Origin of the sequence: Mycobacterium sp. E3298, assembly GCF_001666895.1 — a bacterium.
Classification (GTDB): Bacteria; Actinomycetota; Actinomycetes; order Mycobacteriales; family Mycobacteriaceae; genus Mycobacterium.
In genome coordinates, this window is sequence record NZ_LZJB01000101.1 from 1 (window position 1) to 18216 (window position 18216).

The window sequence follows — 18216 nt, forward strand, 5'->3', positions numbered from 1 at the left end:
GCGCGCACAGGTGGAGCCGGTGAGCACCGCCGCGTACGGGCGGTTCCTGCCGGCCTGGCACCGGGTGCCCGCCCAGAATTCGGGGCTGGACGGCCTGATGTCCGTGATCGACCAGCTGGCCGGGGTTCGGATGCCGGCCTCGGCGATCGAGCCGCTGGTGCTCGGTCCGCGGGTGCGCGACTACTCCCCCGCGATGCTCGACGAGCTGCTCGCCACCGGAGAGGTGACCTGGTCGGGCGCCGGGTCGATCTCGGCCAGCGACGGCTGGGTCGCGCTGCACGTGAGCGATTCCGCGCCGCTGACCCTGGCCGGGCCCGCCGAGATCGACCTCACCGACGCGCACCGCGCGATCCTGGACACGCTGGCCGGCGGGGGTGCGTACTTCTTTCGCCAGCTCACCCAAAGCGGGTTGCCCGACTCGGAGCTGAAAGCCGCGCTGTGGGAGCTGATCTGGGCGGGCTGGGTCACCGGTGACACGTTCGCGCCGGTGCGCGCCGTGCTCGGCGGGGTGGGCAGCCGAAAACGCGCGGCACCCGCGCACCGGTCGCACCGGCCGCCGCGGCTGAGCCGATACAGCGTCGCGAACGCGCAATCGCGCCCGGCCGATCCGACGGTCGCCGGCCGGTGGTCGGCCCTGCCGGCTCCGGAGCCCGATTCCACGGTGCGTGCCCACTACCAGGCGGAGCTGCTGCTGGGCCGCCATGGCGTGCTGACCAAGGGCGCGGTGGCGGCCGAGGGGATCGGCGGCGGGTTCGCCATGCTCTACAAGGTGCTGAGCACCTTCGAGGAGGCCGGCCGATGCCAGCGCGGCTACTTCGTCGAGTCGTTGGGCGGCGCGCAGTTCGCGGTCGCGTCGACCGTCGACCGGCTGCGCAGTTACAGCGACGGCATCGACCCCGAGCGACCCGAATACCGGGCGATCGTGCTGGCCGCCGCCGACCCGGCCAACCCCTACGGCGCCGCGCTGCCGTGGCCCGCGTCGGGCGGCGAGGGGGGCCGGCCGGGCCGCAAGGCCGGCGCGCTCGTCGTGCTGGTCGACGGCCACCTGGGCTGGTTCCTGGAGCGCGGCGGGCGGTCCCTGCTGACGTTCACCGACGACCCCGCGGCCCACGCGGCGGCGGCTGCGGCGCTGGCCGACCTGGTCGCCTCCCGGCGCGTTGCGTCGATCCTGGTCGAGCGCATCGACGGGGCGCCGGCGCTGCAGCCACAAGCGGGCGGGCCGAGCCCGGTGGCCGAGGCGCTGGCCGACGCCGGGTTCGCCCGGACGCCGCGCGGACTCCGGCTCCGGTGAGGCCGCGCTAGCCATGCCCGAGGGAGACACCGTCTGGCACACCGCCGCCGTCCTGCGCCAGCACTTGGCCGGGCGCACACTGACCCGCTGCGACGTCCGCGTCCCGCGGTACGCGACGGTCGACCTCACCGGGCAGGCGGTCGACGAGGTGCTCAGCCGCGGCAAGCACCTGTTCATCCGGGTCGGCCGGGCGAGCATCCACTCGCACCTGAAGATGGACGGCAGCTGGCGGGTCGGCGAGCGGCCGCTACGCGTCGACCACCGGGCGCGCATCGTCCTGGAAGCCGGAACCGTCCGCGCCGTCGGCGTGGACCTCGGCGTGCTGGAGATCCTGGAACGCGATCGCGACGAGGACGCCGTCGCGCACCTGGGTCCAGACCTGCTCGGCGAGGACTGGGACGGCGGGGTGGCCGCCGCCAACCTGGCCGCGCACCCGGACCGCCCGCTCGCCGAGGCGCTGCTGGACCAGCGCGTCCTGGCCGGGATCGGCAACGTCTATGCCAACGAATTGTGTTTCGTCAGCGGGCACCTGCCCACCGCGCCGGTGAGCGCGGTGGGCGACCCGCACCGGCTGGTCTCACGCGCCCGCGACATGTTGTGGCTCAACCGGTTGCGGTGGAACCGCTGCACCACCGGCGACACCCGGTCCGGCCGGCAGCTGTGGGTGTACGGGCGCGCCGGGCAGGGCTGCCGTCGCTGCGGCACCCCCATCTCCTACGACGGCTCCGGGGACCGGGTCACCTACTGGTGCCCGTCCTGCCAGCACTGACCCGCAGCGCCCGGCCACACCGCGCTCGCGATCGCCACGAGCCCCATGGTGGCGACCCGCAGCGCCCGGCCACACCGCGCTCGCGATCGCCACGAGCCCCATGGTGGCGACCCGCAGCGCCCGGCCACACCGCGCTCGCGATCGCCACTAGCCCCGCGCGTGCGCCAGAAAGAACTGCGCGATGGCCTCCGAGCCGTCGAGCGCGCGGGTGGTCGGCCCGATGATCGCTTTGGGCAGGTATTGCCTGCCGCCGGGCCACGTGTGCCCGCCGCTGTCGATCTGGTAGAAGATCACCTCGGTCGACGCCGCGCAGGCCGTGGAGTCGAAGCGGCGCACGACGGTCCCGTCCCCCACGTTGGGCAGCGCCTGGACGGACGGGTCGCCCTGGCAGCGATCGGCGGACCGCCACGTGCTCACCATGCTGTCGGCGGAGATGGCGTGGCTGACCCCGCCGCGACCGCGCACCACCCCGCCCTTGAACGGCACCAGCGGGTCGGCGGTGCCGTGGGCCTCCCACACCGACACGGGCCGCGACGGCTTGCACGCCACGCCCACGCCCAGCGTGCCCGCGACGGGCGCGGCGGCGGCAAACACGTCGGCGCGGTCGCACGCCAGCCGGTTGGACATGAATCCGCCATTAGACATCCCGGTGACGAAAATGTGCCCCGGGGCGATGCCGTAGTCGTTCTGCAGCTTGCCCACCAGCCCCACCAGGAAGCCGACATCGTCGATGTGCCGGCGATCGGCCGGCGACGCCCCGCGGCCGTCAGCCCAGCTCTTGTCGTAACCGTCGGGGTAGACCACCAGCAGGTTGTGGGCGTCGGCGACGGAGTCGAACCCGGTCAGTCCCCGTTGCCCGTTGCCGGTGCCACCGCCGCCGTGCAGGCTCAGGACCAGGCCGACCGGGCTGCCAGGCGGCACGTGCAACAGGTAGGTTCGGTCCATGCCGCCGGACCGGAACGTCCCGGACGCGTCCCGAGCGCTGGCCGCCGACACATGCCGCTCGCCACAGCCCACCAAGCACAGCGCGACCAGCACCACAGCCAACAAACGCACGTACGGCATGTCGTCAGAATCCCGGCAACGCCAATGGCGGAGCAAACCGTGCTCTGGGTGTGGCGATGATCGCAATATGATTGATCCTGCACCAAGCGGCACCGCAACGTGGGAATATTCGGGCAGCCCCCGCTGTCAGCGAGCAACGGCACTTCGATGTCACGGGAGTATCAGAAATGACGAGGACCCAGATACGCAACCCCAGCCTTCTGCTGTTGCTGATGGCTGCCGGCGTGGTCCCCGCGGCCGGACTGCTGGATGTGCTCGGCGCGACCCCGGCCGCCCACGCCAGCGCCGCCGATGACGCGTTCCTCGCCGCGCTGACCGCCAAGGGCATCAACTACGAATCGCCCGAAACGGCGATCCGTTCCGGGCATCTGGTTTGCCAGCAACTCGACTCCGGTGAAGCGCCGCAACAGGTGGCAAACGACGTCATGACCAACAGCCACCTCGACGGCTACCACGCCGGCTACTTCGTGGGCGTGAGCATCCGGGCGTACTGCCCGAAGTACGGCGCCCAGGCCTGAAAGTTAACAGCCAGTTGACAGGCTCGTGACAAACGCGCCGGTAAAATTTTAATTCGGAAACAATTCCTGAGAACTCGAAGGCCAAATGATTCCTAGACTTTTGGTCGGCGTTGCACTCACGCTCGGGGCTGCGGGATGGACGGCAGCCGCCGCCAACGCCGACCCCAGCCCCTTCAACACACTCAGCTGCAGTTGCGAGGAGACGTCGCCCACCGACAGCGCCGCCCTTACGGACAAGATCAACCGGGGCATCCAGCACGGCCTTGCGGACCAGCCCACGGTGCAGATCCATCACTGAGGTCTGAGGTTCAGTTCGTTCTCCGCGTCCGCCGCACGGCGTAATGGTGGTAGCGCGCGGCGCGCCTGCGGATGCGATACGCGCTGCCCCGGGTGCGATGCGGTTGTCCGACAAGGTGAATCGGCTCGCTGTAGAAAAGCATCTTGGCCAGCTCCACCAGCACCAGATAACAGATCACGAACATCCCCAGCACGGCGAAGAACTGCCACGGCAGCGGCGTGAAGCCCAGGGTCCGCGCCAGCGGTGAAATCGTCAGCCCGGCGCCGACGGCGACCACGGTGATGCTGGTGACGGCCAGCAGCGCGCTGGGCCGGCTGCGGAAGAACGGCACCATGCGGGTGCGGATCACGAAGATGATCAGCGTCTGCGTCGCGAGCGATTCCACGAACCAGCCGGTGCGGAACTCGACCGCGCCGGCGTGCAGCACGCCCAGCATCAGGCCGAACGTCAGGAAGTCGAACAGCGAACTGATCGGGCCGAAGATCAACATGAACCGGCGGATGAACGCGACGTTCCAGTGCGACGGCGCCTGCAGTTGCGCGGCGTCGACCCGGTCGGAAGGGATCGCCAGCTGCGAGGTGTCGTAGAGCAGGTTGTTCAGCAGGATCTGGCTGGGCAGCATCGGCAGGAACGGCAACAGCGCCGACGCGGCCGCCGCGCTGAACATGTTTCCGAAATTGCTCGACGTGCCCATCAGCACGTATTTGATGGTGTTGGCGAAGATGCGCCGGCCCTCGGCCACCCCGGTGGCCAGCACCCCGAGATCCTTTTCCAGCAACACCACATCGGCCGCGTCCTTGGCCACGTCGGTGGCGCTGTCGACGGAGATCCCGACGTCGGCGGCGTGCAGGGCCAGCGCGTCGTTGACGCCGTCGCCCAGGAAGCCGACCGACCGCCCCTTGCGGCGCAGCGCGGTGATCAGCCGCGCCTTCTGCTCCGGGGAGATGCGCGCGAAGATGGTGTGGTCCTGCGCGACACCGGCGAACGCGTCGTCGTCCAGCGCGTCCAGTTGTGCGCCGGTGATGGTGCCCTTGGACGCCAGACCCAAGTCGCCGCAGACCTTTTCGGCGACACGGGGGTTGTCCCCGGTGGCGATCTTCAGCTCGATACCCAGGTCGGCCAGTTTCGAGAGTGATTGCCGCGCGGCGGATTTGGGCTCATCGGCGAAGACCAGGAAGCCCGCGAGCGACAGGTCGCACTCGTCCGCGCGGGTGATCGCGGTCAAACCCGGCGCCGGTTTGGCGGCCACGGCCACCACCCTGCGCCCGGCGGCGAACAACGCCGCGAGGGTTTCCTCTGCCGCCGCCGCGGTGCCCCGGCATTGGGCCAGCACCTGCTCGGGCGCGCCCTTGACCACCAGCAGCCGGGTTCCGCCGTCGTCGACCAGCACCGACGTCGCCCGGCGTTCGTGGTCGAACGGCAGCAACGCAACCCGCCCGGCGCCAGCCACCAAGTCGTGCGCCTGCGGCGACTCCCAAAGCGCGGCGTCGAGCGGATTGGCGCTGGCGCCACCGGTTTTTGGGTCCACATCGGTGGCCAGCAGCCCCAGCCGGCGGACCGGGTCGCTGTGCGCACCGGCGGGGTCGACGGATTCGACCATCCGCAGCCGGCCTTCCGTCAGGGTTCCGGTCTTGTCGGTGATCAGGATGTCGATGTCGCCGAGGTCCTCGATGCACACCAGCCGCTTGACGAGCACCTTGGCCTTGGCCAGTTGCCGCGACCCGGTGGCCAGGCCGGTGCTGACGACGGCGGGCAGCAGCTGCGGCGTGATGCCGACGGCGATCGCCAGCGAGAACAGCACCGAGTCGATGATCGGCTTCGCCAACAGCAGGTTGCTGATCAAGATGACCACCATCAGCGCAACGGCCACCTGCAGCAGCAGATAGGAGAACCGGCGCAGGCCCACCTGGAAGCCGGTTTCCGGCTGACGCTCGTCCAAACCCGCTGCGATGCGGCCGAATTCGGCGTTCCTCCCGGTGGCGTACACCACCCCGGTGCCCTCGCCGGCGCTGACGATGGTGCCCATGAACGCCAGGTCGGCCGCGTCGGCCAGGTCGGTTCCGGGGGGCACGGGCTCGGGCGACTTCTCGGAGCCGGTCGACTCCCCGGTCAGAATGCTCTCGTTGCATTCCAAACCGCTGACCTCGATCAGCCGGACGTCGGCCGGCACCGCCTCCCCCAGCGCCAGCCGGATCACGTCGCCCGGTACCAGCGCGGTGACGGCGAGCGTGACGAACTCCCCGTCGCGGCGCACCACGGCGTTGTGGTGCACGCTCGCGTGCAGGTCTGCGGCCGCCCGCTCGGCGCGGTACTCGTTGATGAAACCCAGGCCGATGCTGGCGACCAGGATGATGCCGATGATGACCGCCTGCATGCTGTCGCCCAGGAAGTACGAGACGACCGCGGTGCCGGCCAGCAGGATGAGAACCGCGTTGCGCAGCTGACGGCCAAGCACCGCAAGGGGATTGACGCGATGGGTCCGCACCGCGTTGGGGCCGTACCGCGTCAGCCGGGCAGCGGCTTCCGCGCTCGACAGTCCCGCCGCCGAGCTGTCCAGTGAGCGCAGCACCTCGTCGACCGGGGCCGCCGCGACCGACGTCGTGGTCGGGGCCGCGGGACCCGGTAACACCTCTGTCGTCATAGCCAATCCCTGCGTTTGAACATCAGGTAGATCACGCCCATCAGAACGAATATCAGGCTGGTGCTGGCGATGAACCCGGCGAGGTGACCGAATCCCGGGTACGGCACGTTCTGGCCGTAGAACCCCGTGATGGCCGTCGGCACCGCGATGATGGCCGCCCATCCGGTCAGCTTCTTCATGATGGTGTTCAGCCGCGCGTCCTGCAGCGACAGGTTGGTCTCGAAAATCGTTGTGACCATGTCCCGCAACGATTCCGTCCATTCCGACACGCGGAGCACGTGGTCGTACAGGTCGGCGTACAGCGGGTCCAGTTCCGGGGCGGTCCCCACCTCGTGCCGGTGGTGCTGGATCGAGTTGACCACCTCCCGCATCGGGAGCGCCACCCGCCGCAGCCCCACCAGGTCGCGGCGCATCTGGAATGTCCGGCGCTGAAAGCTGGCCTGGCGCGGCCTGCCGTCGAACAGCTCGTCCTCGATGGATTCGACGCAGTCGTCCAGGGCCTCCACCGCCGCGAAATGACTGTCCACCACGACGTCGAGCAGGCCGTGCACCAGCGCGCCCACCCCGTACTGCTGGGCGCCGATCTCCTCCCATCGCCGGGTGACCGCGGCGATGTCGAAGTCCGGCGTCAGGCGCACGGTGATCAGGCCGCGGGGCAGCACAAACGCCGAAATCCGGTGCATGGACAGCATTCGCCCCGGCTCGTCGGCGGCCTCCGCCGCCACCTCGACCGCATAGACCGTGAAGAAGGTGTGCGTCTCGTAGGCGGTGGCCTTGACCCGCTCGGCGGCCGCGACGGCGTCTTCGACGGCCCAGGTGTTGAGGCCGAGTTCGGCGGCCAGGTCACACAGCGCGTCGTGGTCGGGGGCGCACAGGTCCACCCACACCAGGGTGTCGGGTTCGCGGAGGTACTCCGAGATGTCGTCAAAGGTGAAGTCGTCCTGTGGCTTACCGTGGCGCCACACGCGGCCCTGGATGTTGCCCTGCACGACGCTATCTTCTCAGCCCGGCCCAGCCGCCGCCGTGTCAGTAGGTGGAGATCTCGTCTTGCTCGGGCAGGTCGCCGCTGACCATGAAGATGACGCGGCGCCCGACTTCCACGGCATGGTCGGCGAAGCGTTCGTAGAAGCGGCCCAGCAGCGCGGCGTCCACGGCGGCGGGGATGTTGTCCGTCCAGTTCTGGTCCAGCAGCACGCTGAACAGCTGCCGGTAGAGCTCGTCCATCGCGTCGTCTTGTTCGCGAAGCCGCGCGGCCTGTTCCGGATCGTGGGATATCAATACTTGTTTCGCGTTGTCGCCCAACGCGATTGCCACCTCGGCCATCTCGGCGAAACACGCGCGGACTTTGTCGGGCAGTGCCCGATTCGGGTGTTCACGCCGGGCGATCTTGGCGACGTGCACCGCCAGCGCGTCCATCCGTTCGATGTCGGCGATGATCTGGACGGCGCTGAAGATCGCCCGTAACTCTCCGGCAACCGGTTGTTGTAGTGCCAGTAACGCGAACGCTTCTCGCTCCGCGCGGCCCCGCATCACCACCATTTGGTCGTGCTCGCGGATGACCCGTTCGGCGGCGTCCAAGTCCGCCTCCAACAATGCCCTGGTAGCGCGCCTCATGGCTTCGTTGGCCAGGCCGCACATCTCGCCGAGCTGGACGCTCAACTCTTCGAGCTGGTGGTGGTAAGCGGTTCGCATAGCGCAACGGTGGCCAATGCGAGCGCTTTTCGCAAGGGACGAAAGGCACCCGAAAAGAGCCTGAATGACTCCTCCCGCCCGCGCCACCGCCGGTTAACCTGCCGCTGTCACCATATCGAGGACCATCCATCCGAGCCGAGAGAACACGGTGAGCACACGACGCGGCCTCCCTGGACTGGGACTGCTGACGGCGCCGTTGCGCGTCGCCGCCCTCAGCGCCGAGATCGCCGCCGGCGCCGCCTTGTTGGGCGGCAACGTCGCGACGAGCATGGGCAGGTCGCTGGTGCGCGCGACGCCGGATGTCCCGGGGCTCACCCGCGCCGCGGCGGGTGCGGTGCTGGAGGCGGCGGGCGGGCCGCGCGCCCGGCGCGTCAGCGCCAACGGACCGAGGCGCTGGATCGAGGTGCGCGGGCTGGAGGGTGAGCGCGCCGCGGACATCGCGGCGGCGGTCCTGGCGGCGGTCCGGGCGCTGCCCGGCGTCGAGCGGGCCCACCTCAACCCCGCCCTGGCGCGCCTGGTGGTGACCGTGGCGGACGACGGTCCCTCGACGGCCGAGCTGTGCCGGGCCGTCGCCGGCGCGGAACGGCCCCGCCGAGCTCGCGCCGCGCGGGCGAACCCGGCCAGCCTGCCGGGCGACGACGCGCTGCTGATGGGCCGGATGGTGGCGGCGACGGCCGCCTCGGTCGGCTTCGGCCTGTCCCTGACGGGCAGCCTGCTGCGGCTGCCCCGGCTGCCCGACCTGGTGGCCGTGCCGCCGACGGTGGCCGACCATCTGCCGCGGCTGCGCCGCGAGTTGGAGCGGCGCCTGGGGCCCGAGGGCACCGACGTGCTGTTCGGCATCGTCAACGCCACCACCGCGGCGCTCACGCTGTCGCCGACGGCGGCGGCCGCCGAGGCCGCCACCCGCACCATGCTGGCCGCCGAGGCGTGGAACGGCAGGCTGGCGTGGAGTCGACACGAACCCGAGTTGGCCGGCCAACCGGTGCCCGACGACGCGGCCGCGACCCCCGTCGGCAACCCGTCGCCGCCCGACGGGCCCGCGGAACGCTACGCCAACCGCGCCGGACTGGCCGGCATCGGCGCCGCCGCCGCGGTCGGCCTGCTCACCCGCAACCCCGACGCGGCGGGCGCCGCCGCGCTTGCCGCGGTCCCCAAACCGTTGCGGACCGTGCGGGAAGCGTTCGGCTGCACGATGAACCTCGGCCTGACCAGCCGCCACGACGCGCTGGTGCTGCGTCCGGGCGTGTTGCGGTCCCTCGACCGGATTGACGCGATCATGGTCGACCCTCGAGCCCTGTACACCGACGAGCTCACGGTCAGTCGCGTTCTGGGCGTGGAGAATTCGGCACGCGCACACGCTTGGGCGGCGGTCCTGGCCACGCTCGACAGCGACGGCATGAAGCCGGGATGGCATCAGCTGGCCGACATTCCGGGAGCCGGCGACGTCGGCCAGGCCCTGATCAGCCCGGTCCGCGATCCGTTCGCGGCGGCGGTGCTCACCGAGGCGCGGCGCTCCCAGCCGCGGGTCTATTCCCTCGACGACGACGGATTGCGTTCCCTGGCACAGGGTTTCGATCAGCTCTACCCCGCGGACGGATCGATCGACCACGCGGTTGCGGCGGCCGTCGCCGAACTGAAGGCCGCCGGGCACACCGTGGCGCTGCTGACCACCTCGGGCATGCGGGGGGCGCACCGGTCCGACGTGACCATCGGGGTGCTGCGGCCCGGGCATCCCGCGCCCTGGGCCGCCGACGTGGTCGCGAAGGACCTGGCCGGCGCCTGGCGCATGTTGCACGCGCTGCCCGCCGCGCGCGCCGCCACCGAGGGCGCGGTCCGGTTGTCGGCCTCGGCCTCCGCGATCGGCGCGCTGATGCTGATTCCCGGTGTGCCAGGCCGCAGTTCGGCGTCGGTCAATGTCGGCATGGTCGCCAGCCTGTGGTTCGGCTACCGGGCGGCCGTGAAGACCCTGCGGGACCCGCTGCCCGAACCCGAAACCGCCCACGACTGGCACGCGTTGCCGGTCACCGAGGTGCAGCGGCTACTGCCCCGCCCGGTCGACGAGGACCGCGAGGAGATTCCCGCGCGGTGGCAGCGGGTGCCCCCGCTTCGCGTCCTGCACGACGCGACCGCGGCGTCCTGGAACAACATCCGCGACTTCGCCGAGGAGATGCGCGGTGACCTGGCGGACCCGATCACGCCGCTGCTGGCCACCGGCGCGGCGGCCAGCGCCCTGCTCGGTTCCCCGCTGGACGCCGTCCTGGTCGGCAGCGTGCTGCTGGTCAACGCCGCCCTGTCGGCCGAGCAGCAGCTGCACGCCGAGCGCACGCTGAATCGCCTACTGGCCGTGCAGGATCCGCCGGCGCGACGCCGGGTCGGCGCGCTGGACGCGCAGCGCCGCGAGAAGGTGCCGACCAAGCGGCTGCGGCCGGGCGACATCATCGAAGTGCACGCCGACGAGGTGGTCCCCGCGGACGCCCGGCTGTTGCACGCCTCGAACGTGGAGGTCGACGAGTCGACGCTGACCGGCGAATCGCTGCCGGTGTCCAAGCAGACCGAGCCCACGCCCGGCGCGCCGCTGGCCGAACGGACCTGCATGCTCTACGCCGGCACCACGGTGGTCGCGGGCACGGCGGTGGCCGTGGTCACCGCCGTGGGATCGCGGTCGGAGATGCGCAGGGCGCTGGCGATGGCGCCGAGGAAGCTGCAAGAGATCGGGCTGCAGCGGCAGCTGCGGCACATCACCCGTCGGGCCCTGCCGTTCAGCGTGGCCAGCGGCGGCCTGGTCGGGTTGCTCAGCGTGGCCCGCGGCACCGGGCTGCGCGAGGCGGTGTCCAGCGCGGTCACGCTGGTCGTCGCCGCCATCCCTGAGGGCCTGCCCCTGGTGGCGACCCTGGCCCAGCTGGCGGCCGCCCGCCGGCTCACCGGCGAATCGGTGCTGATCCGCAACCCCCACTCGGTGGAGGCGTTGGCCCGGCTGAACGTGGTGTGCTTCGACAAGACCGGGACGCTCAGCGAAAACCGGCTCAAGGTCAAGGAGGTGCGCCCGCTGCCGGGCTACGCCGCCGGCGCGGTGCTGGACGCGGCGCTGGGCACCAGCTATGCCCGGCACAGCCACCGGGTCGATCACGCCACCGACGACGCCATCCACCGTGCCGCCGCCGACCCGGCCCTCCGCGGTGACGGCTCCACGCCGCAACGGCTGACCCGCGACGCGTTCCTGCCGTTCCAGTCCGGCCGCCCGTTCGCCGCCGCACTGGTCGGCACCCGGCTGACCATCAAGGGCTCGCCCGAGGTGCTCTCCTCGGCGTTGCTGCAGCACGACCACTCCTTGACCAGGCAGATCGACGAGATGGCGGCGGGCGGGCTACGGGTGCTGGCCGTGGCCGAGCGGACACTGAGCCAGCAGGAAGCCTCAACCGCCGCAACGGATCCGGATTACCTCGAGACCCTGTGCACCGGCAGCCTCACCCCGATCGGCCTGCTCGGGCTCGCCGACACGCCCCGGCCCGCGGCGCACGCGGTGCTCAAGGAACTCGCCGCGCGTGAGATCGGCGTCCGGCTGATCACCGGTGACCACCCGGCAACCGCCGCGGCGATCGCCCAGGAAATGGGGCTCGACGTCACCCCCGATCAGGTGATCACCGGCAGCGATTGGGAAGCCCTGTCCGCCGACGGGCGGGCCGCGGCCGCGTCGTCGGGGGTGGTGTTCGCGCGGATGACGCCGGAACACAAGATCGACGTGGTCCAGACCCTGGAGCGGTCCGGTCTGGTCACCGCCATGGTCGGCGACGGCGTCAACGACGCCGCCGCGATCCGGGCGGCCAGCGTGGGCATCGGCGTGGCGGCCCGCGGCAGCGATGCGGCCCGCACGGCGGCCGACGTGGTGCTGCTCGACGAGCGGATCGAGGCGCTGATCGACGCCCTGGACGAGGGCCAGCAGTTGTGGCGGCGCGTGCAATCTGCGGTGTCGATGCTGTTGGGCGGCAACCTCGGCGAGGTGTGCTTCGCCCTGATCACCACCGTCCTCACCGGGCGGTCGGTGCTCAACGCCCGGCAGATGCTGTTGGTCAACATGCTGACCGACGCGCTGCCCGCCGCGGCGCTGGCCGTCAGCCCGCAGGCGGCCACCGACGAGGTCAGCCGCGACGAGGCGGCCATGTGGCGGGCGATCGGAATCCGCGGCGCGGCAACCACAATCGGCGCGACGGCGGGCTGGGCGATGGCCAGCGTGACCGGCCCGCCGCGCCGCGCGGCGACCGTTGCGCTGATCGCGCTGGTGGGCGCGCAGCTCACCCAGACGCTGGTCGACTCGCGCGCCCCGCTGGTGGTGCTGACGTCCGTCGGCTCGCTGGGCGCGCTCGTTCTCGTGGTCAGCACCCCGGGGCTCAGCCAGGTGTTCGGCTGCACGCCCGTGGATCCGCTGGCCTGGGGTCAGGGCCTGCTGGCCGCGGCCGCGGCCAGCTCGCTGTCGGCGGTCGCCCCCGACTTGCTGCTGCGCGCGTCCCAGAGCGTGCAGCGCCGGATGGTCGGCGACTGATGTCGCGGTCGAAACCGGTTGGCGGCACTTGTTGTTCATGTCTGGTAAACCCCGCGGTCACTTCTCCGGGTCGCGGGCCGGTCACGCCGGCCGTACCGTTTGCGGTACGACGGCTAACTCGAAAAGGTAAGCGAGCAGGTGGTTGAGATGGAGCGCGACAATCGGTTGCGGCTCAAGCCTTATCGGTCGGTATCGGAGCACATCGACGGCGCCTGGTGGCCACAGTCGACCAACTTGGTCGACGAGCTGCCGAAGTTGCTGACGGCGTTGTCCGAGCGGATGGGCCGGATCGTGATGGTGGGCTACCGCCGCAACGGCTGGGACGAGACGCCGGCCCTGGTCGAGGTCGCCGGGCACACCGTCGAACTGCTCGGCTTCACCAGCGACGAGCCGACCAGTGTCATCCTGATCGGCGAGAACGGCCGCCACGTCACGCTGCAGGTGATCCGTCCGGACACCGGCGAGGAGGCGGCCCGGCAAGCGCTCGAGCGCGCGGGGAAACCCGGCGACGCCGAGGCCGCCCCGGCCAGCCGCTCGACGGTGGCCCGATCGGTGGCCGACGTCGCCGACAAGCTGGCCCGTCACGAAGGCCTGGGCGACGAGCGCCGGACCGCCCAGATCAAGCGCTGGAGCGAGGAGGCGGCGAGTCAGTTCGTCGACGCGCCGGTGCAGACCTTCGTGCCGATCCTGGTCGAACACATCGTGCGCAACCGCATGCTGGAATCGCGGCCGCACGACCATCGGCGACCATCGTTGACGGCGTAAGCCGAACCGCTGGCTGCATCGCAAAGTAGCGACCGGATGGGCATCCAGCCGCGGGACTGGCTGGAGGTCACGGCTTCGGCCCCCGGCACACACCCCGACCCCGCCTTCCTCGACGGCCCGGCCGTCGTCGAAAAGCTGTGCAGCGACGCCGAATTCGGCTTGACCGGGGCGGAGGCCGCCCGCCGGCTCACGGTGGTGGGCGCCAACGACATCGAGAGCGTCTCGCCGGCGCCGGCGTGGCGAAAGCTGCTGGCGCAGTTTCGCAGCCCGCTGATCTACCTGCTGCTCGCCGCGCTGATCGCCTCGCTCGCGGTCTGGGCCGTCGAGGGGGCCGGCGGCTGGCCCGTCGACGCCGTGGTGATCGCGGTCATCCTCGTGCTCAACGCGCTGCTGGGTTACGCGCAGGAGGCCCGCGCGGAGCGCGCGGTCGGCGCGCTGGCGCGGATGGCGGCGACGTCGGCGACGGTGGTCCGGGACGGGGCGCGGCGCACCGTCCCCGCAGGCGAATTGGTGCCCGGCGACGTCCTGCTGCTCGCCGAGGGCGACGCGGTGGCGGCGGACGCGAGGCTGCTGTGGGCCGCGGGCCTCGAGGTGTCCGAGGCCGCGCTGACCGGCCTGAGTGAACCCGTGCCCAAAGCCGCCCAGACGCTGCCCGACTCGGCGGATCGGGACGACAGGGCCGACATGGTGTTCAAGGGCACCGCGATCGCCAAGGGCGTCGGGCGGGCGGTGGTGACCGCGACGGGGATGGCGACCCAGACCGGTCAGATCGCCGGGCTGGTGCGGACCGTCGACCACGAGGCGACGCCGCTGCAGCGCGAGGTGGCGCGGGCCAGCAGGCTGCTGGGCATCGCGGTGCTGGTGATCGCCGTCGTGGTGATCGCGACCATTCTCCTGGTCTTCGGCATCCACGGCGCCCACGACGTGGTGACGGCGGTGCTGCTGGGTGTCTCGCTGGCCGTGGCGGCCGTTCCGGAAGGCCTGCCCGCCATCATGTCGGTGGTGCTCGCGCTGGGGATGCGGCGGATGGCCGGCCGGAACGCCGTCGTCAAGGAGCTGTCGTCCGCCGAGACCCTGGGCTCGGCATCGGTGGTGTGTTCGGGCAAGACCGGCACCCTGACGACCGGGGAGCTGACGATCGTGCGGGTCGTCACGCCCCTGGGCGAGGTGAAGGTCACCGGCGCCGGATACCGGCCCGAGGGTCGCCTGGAGCGCGACGGGGTCGCACTGCCCGAGGGCGACGACCTGTGGCGGCAGGTCGCGCTGGTGCTCGACGGGGGTGCCGCCGCCGGCGCGGCCACCCTGCGCGAGGAGGACGGCCGGTGGACGGTCCAGGGCGATCCCGTCGACGCGGCCTTCCTGGTGGCGCACCGCAAGCTCGACGACGGCTCGCGCCCGGCCCCGGCGCGCGTGACGACGGGCGACCCCGACGGGCTGCTCGACCGCTGCACGTACCTGCAGGCCGGCCGGCGGCTCGCCCCGCTCGACGAGTCGGCCAGGGCCACGATCCGGGGCGAGGCCGAGCGGCTCGCGCTGGACGCCCTGCACGCGGTGGCGGTCGCCTACCAGTCGGACGGAAACCTGGTCTACCTGGGCATGGTGGGCATCACCGATCCGCCGCGACCGGAGGCCGCGGCGGCGATCGCCGAGGCGCGCCGGGCGGGGGTGAGGGTCGTGATGATCACCGGCGACCACCCCCGGGTGGCGGCGCGCGTCGCCCGCAAGCTGGGCATCGAGGACAGGGAGGCGGCCGTGTCCGGCGCTCAACTGGCCACCCTGGACGACGAGCAGCTGCGGGAAACCGTGCGCCTGCACTCGCAGTTCACCCAGGTCGATCCGGCCGAGAAGCAGCGCATCATCGACGCCCTGCAAGCCGACCACGAGATCGTCGCCGTGACCGGGGAGGGGATCAACGACGCGCCCGCCCTGAAATCGGCCGACATCGGCATCGCCATGGGCCGCAGCGGCACCGACGTCGCCAGGGAGGCGGCGAACATGATCCTCGCCGACGACAACTTCGCGACCATCGTCCACGCCATTCGGGAGGGCCGGGGCATCTTCTCGAACATCAAGAAGACGCTGCGCTACCTGCTCTCCTCCAACATGGGCGAGATCTTCACCGTCTTCTTCGGCGTGGTGCTGGCCGGGGCGGTCGGCCTGGCGCGGGACCACTCCATCGCGCTGCCGCTGCTGGCCACGCAGATCCTCTGGATCAATCTGCTGACCGACGGCGCGCCGGCCCTGGCGCTGGGCGTGGACCCGCAGACCGAGGAGCTGATGAGCCGGCCGCCGCGCTCGGCGTCGGACCGGGTCATCGACGCGCGGATGTGGAACAACATCGTCGTGATCGGCGCGGCCGTGGCCGCCGCCACGCTGTTCACGATGCACCTCTACGCGCCAGACGGTCCCCTGCCGTCCTCCGTGGACACCGCCCGCACCGCGGGCTTCACCGTGCTGGTGATCGCGCAGCTGGTCAACACCATCAACGCCCGCTCGGAGACGACGACCGCGTTTCGCGGGTTCTTCGCCAACGGGTGGTTGTGGGCGGCGATCGGGTTGTCGGCGCTGCTGCAGGTGGCCGTCGTTCAGCTGCCCGCCCTCAACACCGCCTTCACCACCACGCCGTTGTCGGCGAGCCAGTGGCTGGTGTGCATCGGGATGGCCAGCACCGTCCTGTGGGTGAGCGAAATCCGCAAATTCATCCTGCGGTCATCAGGGTCGTGATCGCCTCGATGTCGGCCGGCCCGGGCAAACCCCAGTCGGGCTGGTAGCCCAGCAACTCGTTGACCTGCACCGTCTTCATGTCGATGTCGAGCAGTTCGATGGCCTCCAGCGGCACCAGCGCCGGATGGACGTAGCCGCAGGTGCGGGCCAGCTGGGCCAGTTCGAAACGCAGGGTGGCCAGGTAGTTGGCGCAGCGCACCGACTTCAGATCCGGGTCGAGGCCGTGCTGCAGCCACGGCGACTGGGTGGCAACACCCGAGGGGCAGCGGCCGGTGTGGCAGCGCTGGGCCTGTATGCAGCCGATGGCGAACATCGCGGTGCGCCCGACGCTGACCATGTCGCAGCCGGTGGCCAGCGCCAGCAGCGCGTTCTCCGGGATGCCCAGCTTGCCCGACCCGACGAACACCACGTCGTGGTGCAGGCCGTGCTCGGCGAAGGCACGGTAGACCCGAGGGAGCGCCCACTTGAACGGCAGGGCGACGTGGTCGGTGAAGACCAGCGGGGCGGCGCCGGTGCCGCCCTCGCCGCCGTCGACGGTGACGAAGTCGACGCCGGTGCCGGTCCGGGCCATGCGCGCGGCCAGCTCGCACCAGAACCGCTCTTCCCCCACCGCCGACTTGATGCCCACCGGCAGCCCGGTCGCGGCGGCGATGGTCTCCACCAGCTCCAGCAGCCCGTCGACGTCGCGGAACGCGGAGTGGCCGGCCGGGCTCTTGCAGTCCACCCCGGCCGGCACCCCGCGGATGGCGGCGATCTCGGGGGTGACCTTGGCGCCGGGCAGCACGCCGCCGAGGCCGGGCTTGGCGCCCTGGCTGAGCTTGATCTCGATGGCCCGGATCGCCGGCGTGGCCGCGACCCGGTCGACCAGCCGGGGCAGGCTGAACCGGCCGTCGTCGTCGCGGCAGCCGAAGTAGCCGGTGCCGACCTGCCAGACCAGGTCACCGCCGTTCAGGTGATACGGCGACACCCCGCCCTCGCCGGTGGTGTGCAGGGCGCCGGCCAGCGCCGCCCCCTTGTTCAGGGCGGTGATGGCCGCGCCGCCGAGCGCGCCGAAGCTCATCCCGGAGACGTTGACCACCGACGACGGACGGAAGGCCTTGGCGCGGCCCCGCGCGCCGCCGAGCACCTTCGCCGCCGGCAACGGAACGGCGGGGTCCGGGTGCTCGGGCGCGTCCGCCGGTGCCGCGACGGGAAACGCCGCGTGCTTGATGATCGGATAGTTGTGCACCCGTTCCAGGTCGTTGTCGGTGCCGAAGCCGAAGTACCGGTTGGCCAGCTTCGACGACGTGTACACCCAGCGCCGCTGGTCGCGGCTGAACGGCCGCTCGGCGTCGTTGTCGGTGACGATGTACTGGCGCAGCTCGGGGCCGACCGCCTCCAGGAGGAACCGCAGGTGCCCGATGATCGGGTAGTTGCGCAGGATCGTGTGCCGCCGCTGCAGCAGATCCCACCCCGTCAGCCCGGCCAGGCCACCGCCGACCAACGCGGCGACCGCGCGCGGCCTCAAGAATCGAAATTCGTGTAGACACCCAGCACGTCGCGGGCCGAGACGATGCCGACCAGCGCGCCGTCGCGCTCCACCAGCACGTGGCGGATGTAGCGGTCCATCATTCGGGCGGCGACCTGGTCCACCGAGGCCTCGGCGTCGCACCACACCAGTTTCGTGCTGGCCACCTCGGAGACCGGGGTGGTGGCGGGATTTCGCCCCGCGGCCACCGCCCGCACGATGTCGCGCTCGCTGACCAACGCGGCCGGCCGCGGGTCGTCGCCGATCACGATCGCGCCCACGTCGCAGGTCACCATGGCCCTGGCGACGTCGGCGATCGTGGCGTTGATGGGTACGCGTGCCACGGGGTCGCCGGTGATGGTGGCGATCGGGAGGGACCCCGTCGGAGAAATGTCAGTCACGTCCACCA

12 protein-coding genes and 1 pseudogene are annotated in these 18216 nt (G+C 71.3%); 7 read left to right on the forward strand and 6 right to left on the reverse strand.

The window, feature by feature from the left end:
• Together A9X05_RS04565 and nei2 are read left to right on the forward strand one after the other, a co-directional pair.
• Nucleotides 1-1291 (forward strand): annotated as a pseudogene (locus A9X05_RS04565) (ATP-dependent helicase); the annotation flags it as partial.
• Between the two features lie 13 nt (nucleotides 1292-1304).
• On the forward strand, nucleotides 1305-2060 hold the full coding sequence (gene nei2 / locus A9X05_RS04570; protein ID WP_067779545.1) for an endonuclease VIII Nei2: 756 nt from the start codon (nucleotides 1305-1307) through the stop codon (nucleotides 2058-2060).
• Nucleotides 2061-2207: 147 nt separating this feature from the next.
• Here nei2 and A9X05_RS04575 read toward each other — a convergent pair whose 3' ends face one another.
• Entirely contained in the window at nucleotides 2208-3125 is a 918-nt protein-coding gene (locus tag A9X05_RS04575) for a PHB depolymerase family esterase (RefSeq protein ID WP_067752755.1), read from the reverse strand.
• Nucleotides 3126-3292: 167 nt separating this feature from the next.
• Here A9X05_RS04575 and A9X05_RS04580 point away from each other — a divergent pair, with 167 nt between their 5' ends.
• Both A9X05_RS04580 and A9X05_RS04585 read left to right on the forward strand, forming a co-directional pair.
• The gene (locus A9X05_RS04580; RefSeq protein WP_067752758.1) at nucleotides 3293-3643 is read left to right on the forward strand and encodes a DUF732 domain-containing protein; all 351 of its coding nucleotides are present in this window, start codon (nucleotides 3293-3295) and stop codon (nucleotides 3641-3643) included.
• 100 nt (nucleotides 3644-3743) lie between these two features.
• On the forward strand, nucleotides 3744-3941 hold the full coding sequence (locus A9X05_RS04585; protein WP_231969195.1) for a hypothetical protein: 198 nt from the start codon (nucleotides 3744-3746) through the stop codon (nucleotides 3939-3941).
• 10 nt (nucleotides 3942-3951) lie between these two features.
• On the opposite strand, the gene mgtA is transcribed toward A9X05_RS04585, so the two are convergent.
• The 3 genes from mgtA to phoU are packed head-to-tail and all read right to left on the reverse strand — an operon-like array spanning nucleotide 3952 to nucleotide 8274.
• Nucleotides 3952-6582, reverse strand: a complete 2631-nt coding sequence (gene mgtA, locus A9X05_RS04590) for a magnesium-translocating P-type ATPase (protein ID WP_067779551.1) — start codon at nucleotides 6580-6582, stop codon at nucleotides 3952-3954.
• The gene (locus A9X05_RS04595; protein WP_067752765.1) at nucleotides 6579-7571 is read right to left on the reverse strand and encodes a magnesium transporter CorA family protein; all 993 of its coding nucleotides are present in this window, start codon (nucleotides 7569-7571) and stop codon (nucleotides 6579-6581) included. Before A9X05_RS04595 ends, mgtA begins: the two co-directional genes overlap by 4 nt.
• A 37-nt stretch (nucleotides 7572-7608) precedes the next feature.
• The gene (gene phoU / locus A9X05_RS04600; protein WP_067752769.1) at nucleotides 7609-8274 is read right to left on the reverse strand and encodes a phosphate signaling complex protein PhoU; all 666 of its coding nucleotides are present in this window, start codon (nucleotides 8272-8274) and stop codon (nucleotides 7609-7611) included.
• A 268-nt stretch (nucleotides 8275-8542) separates the two neighbouring features.
• Between phoU and A9X05_RS04605 the strand changes: the two genes are divergently transcribed.
• The 3 genes from A9X05_RS04605 to A9X05_RS04615 all read left to right on the forward strand — a co-directional run bounded on the left by A9X05_RS04605 (nucleotide 8543) and on the right by A9X05_RS04615 (nucleotide 16300).
• Nucleotides 8543-12811 (forward strand): cation-translocating P-type ATPase, encoded by a 4269-nt coding sequence (locus A9X05_RS04605; protein WP_231978246.1) that lies wholly within the window; start codon nucleotides 8543-8545, stop codon nucleotides 12809-12811.
• Between the two features lie 147 nt (nucleotides 12812-12958).
• Entirely contained in the window at nucleotides 12959-13576 is a 618-nt protein-coding gene (locus tag A9X05_RS04610) for a DUF5994 family protein (protein ID WP_067779556.1), read from the forward strand.
• Nucleotides 13577-13612: 36 nt separating this feature from the next.
• Entirely contained in the window at nucleotides 13613-16300 is a 2688-nt protein-coding gene (locus tag A9X05_RS04615; RefSeq protein ID WP_067779559.1) for a cation-translocating P-type ATPase, read from the forward strand.
• Here A9X05_RS04615 and A9X05_RS04620 read toward each other — a convergent pair.
• Both A9X05_RS04620 and A9X05_RS04625 read right to left on the reverse strand, forming a co-directional pair.
• A complete protein-coding gene (locus tag A9X05_RS04620) occupies nucleotides 16275-17807 on the reverse strand; it encodes an FMN-binding glutamate synthase family protein (RefSeq protein ID WP_067779562.1) in 1533 nt (510 codons plus the stop codon). The two genes, A9X05_RS04615 and A9X05_RS04620, sit on opposite strands and share 26 nt — an antisense overlap.
• Nucleotides 17804-18208 carry a CBS domain-containing protein gene (locus A9X05_RS04625; protein WP_067756545.1) on the reverse strand — a complete coding sequence of 135 codons (405 nt, stop codon included), beginning with the start codon at nucleotides 18206-18208 and terminating at the stop codon, nucleotides 17804-17806. The genes A9X05_RS04620 and A9X05_RS04625 overlap by 4 nt, the downstream gene beginning before the upstream one ends.
• Nucleotides 18209-18216: the final 8 nt, after the last annotated feature.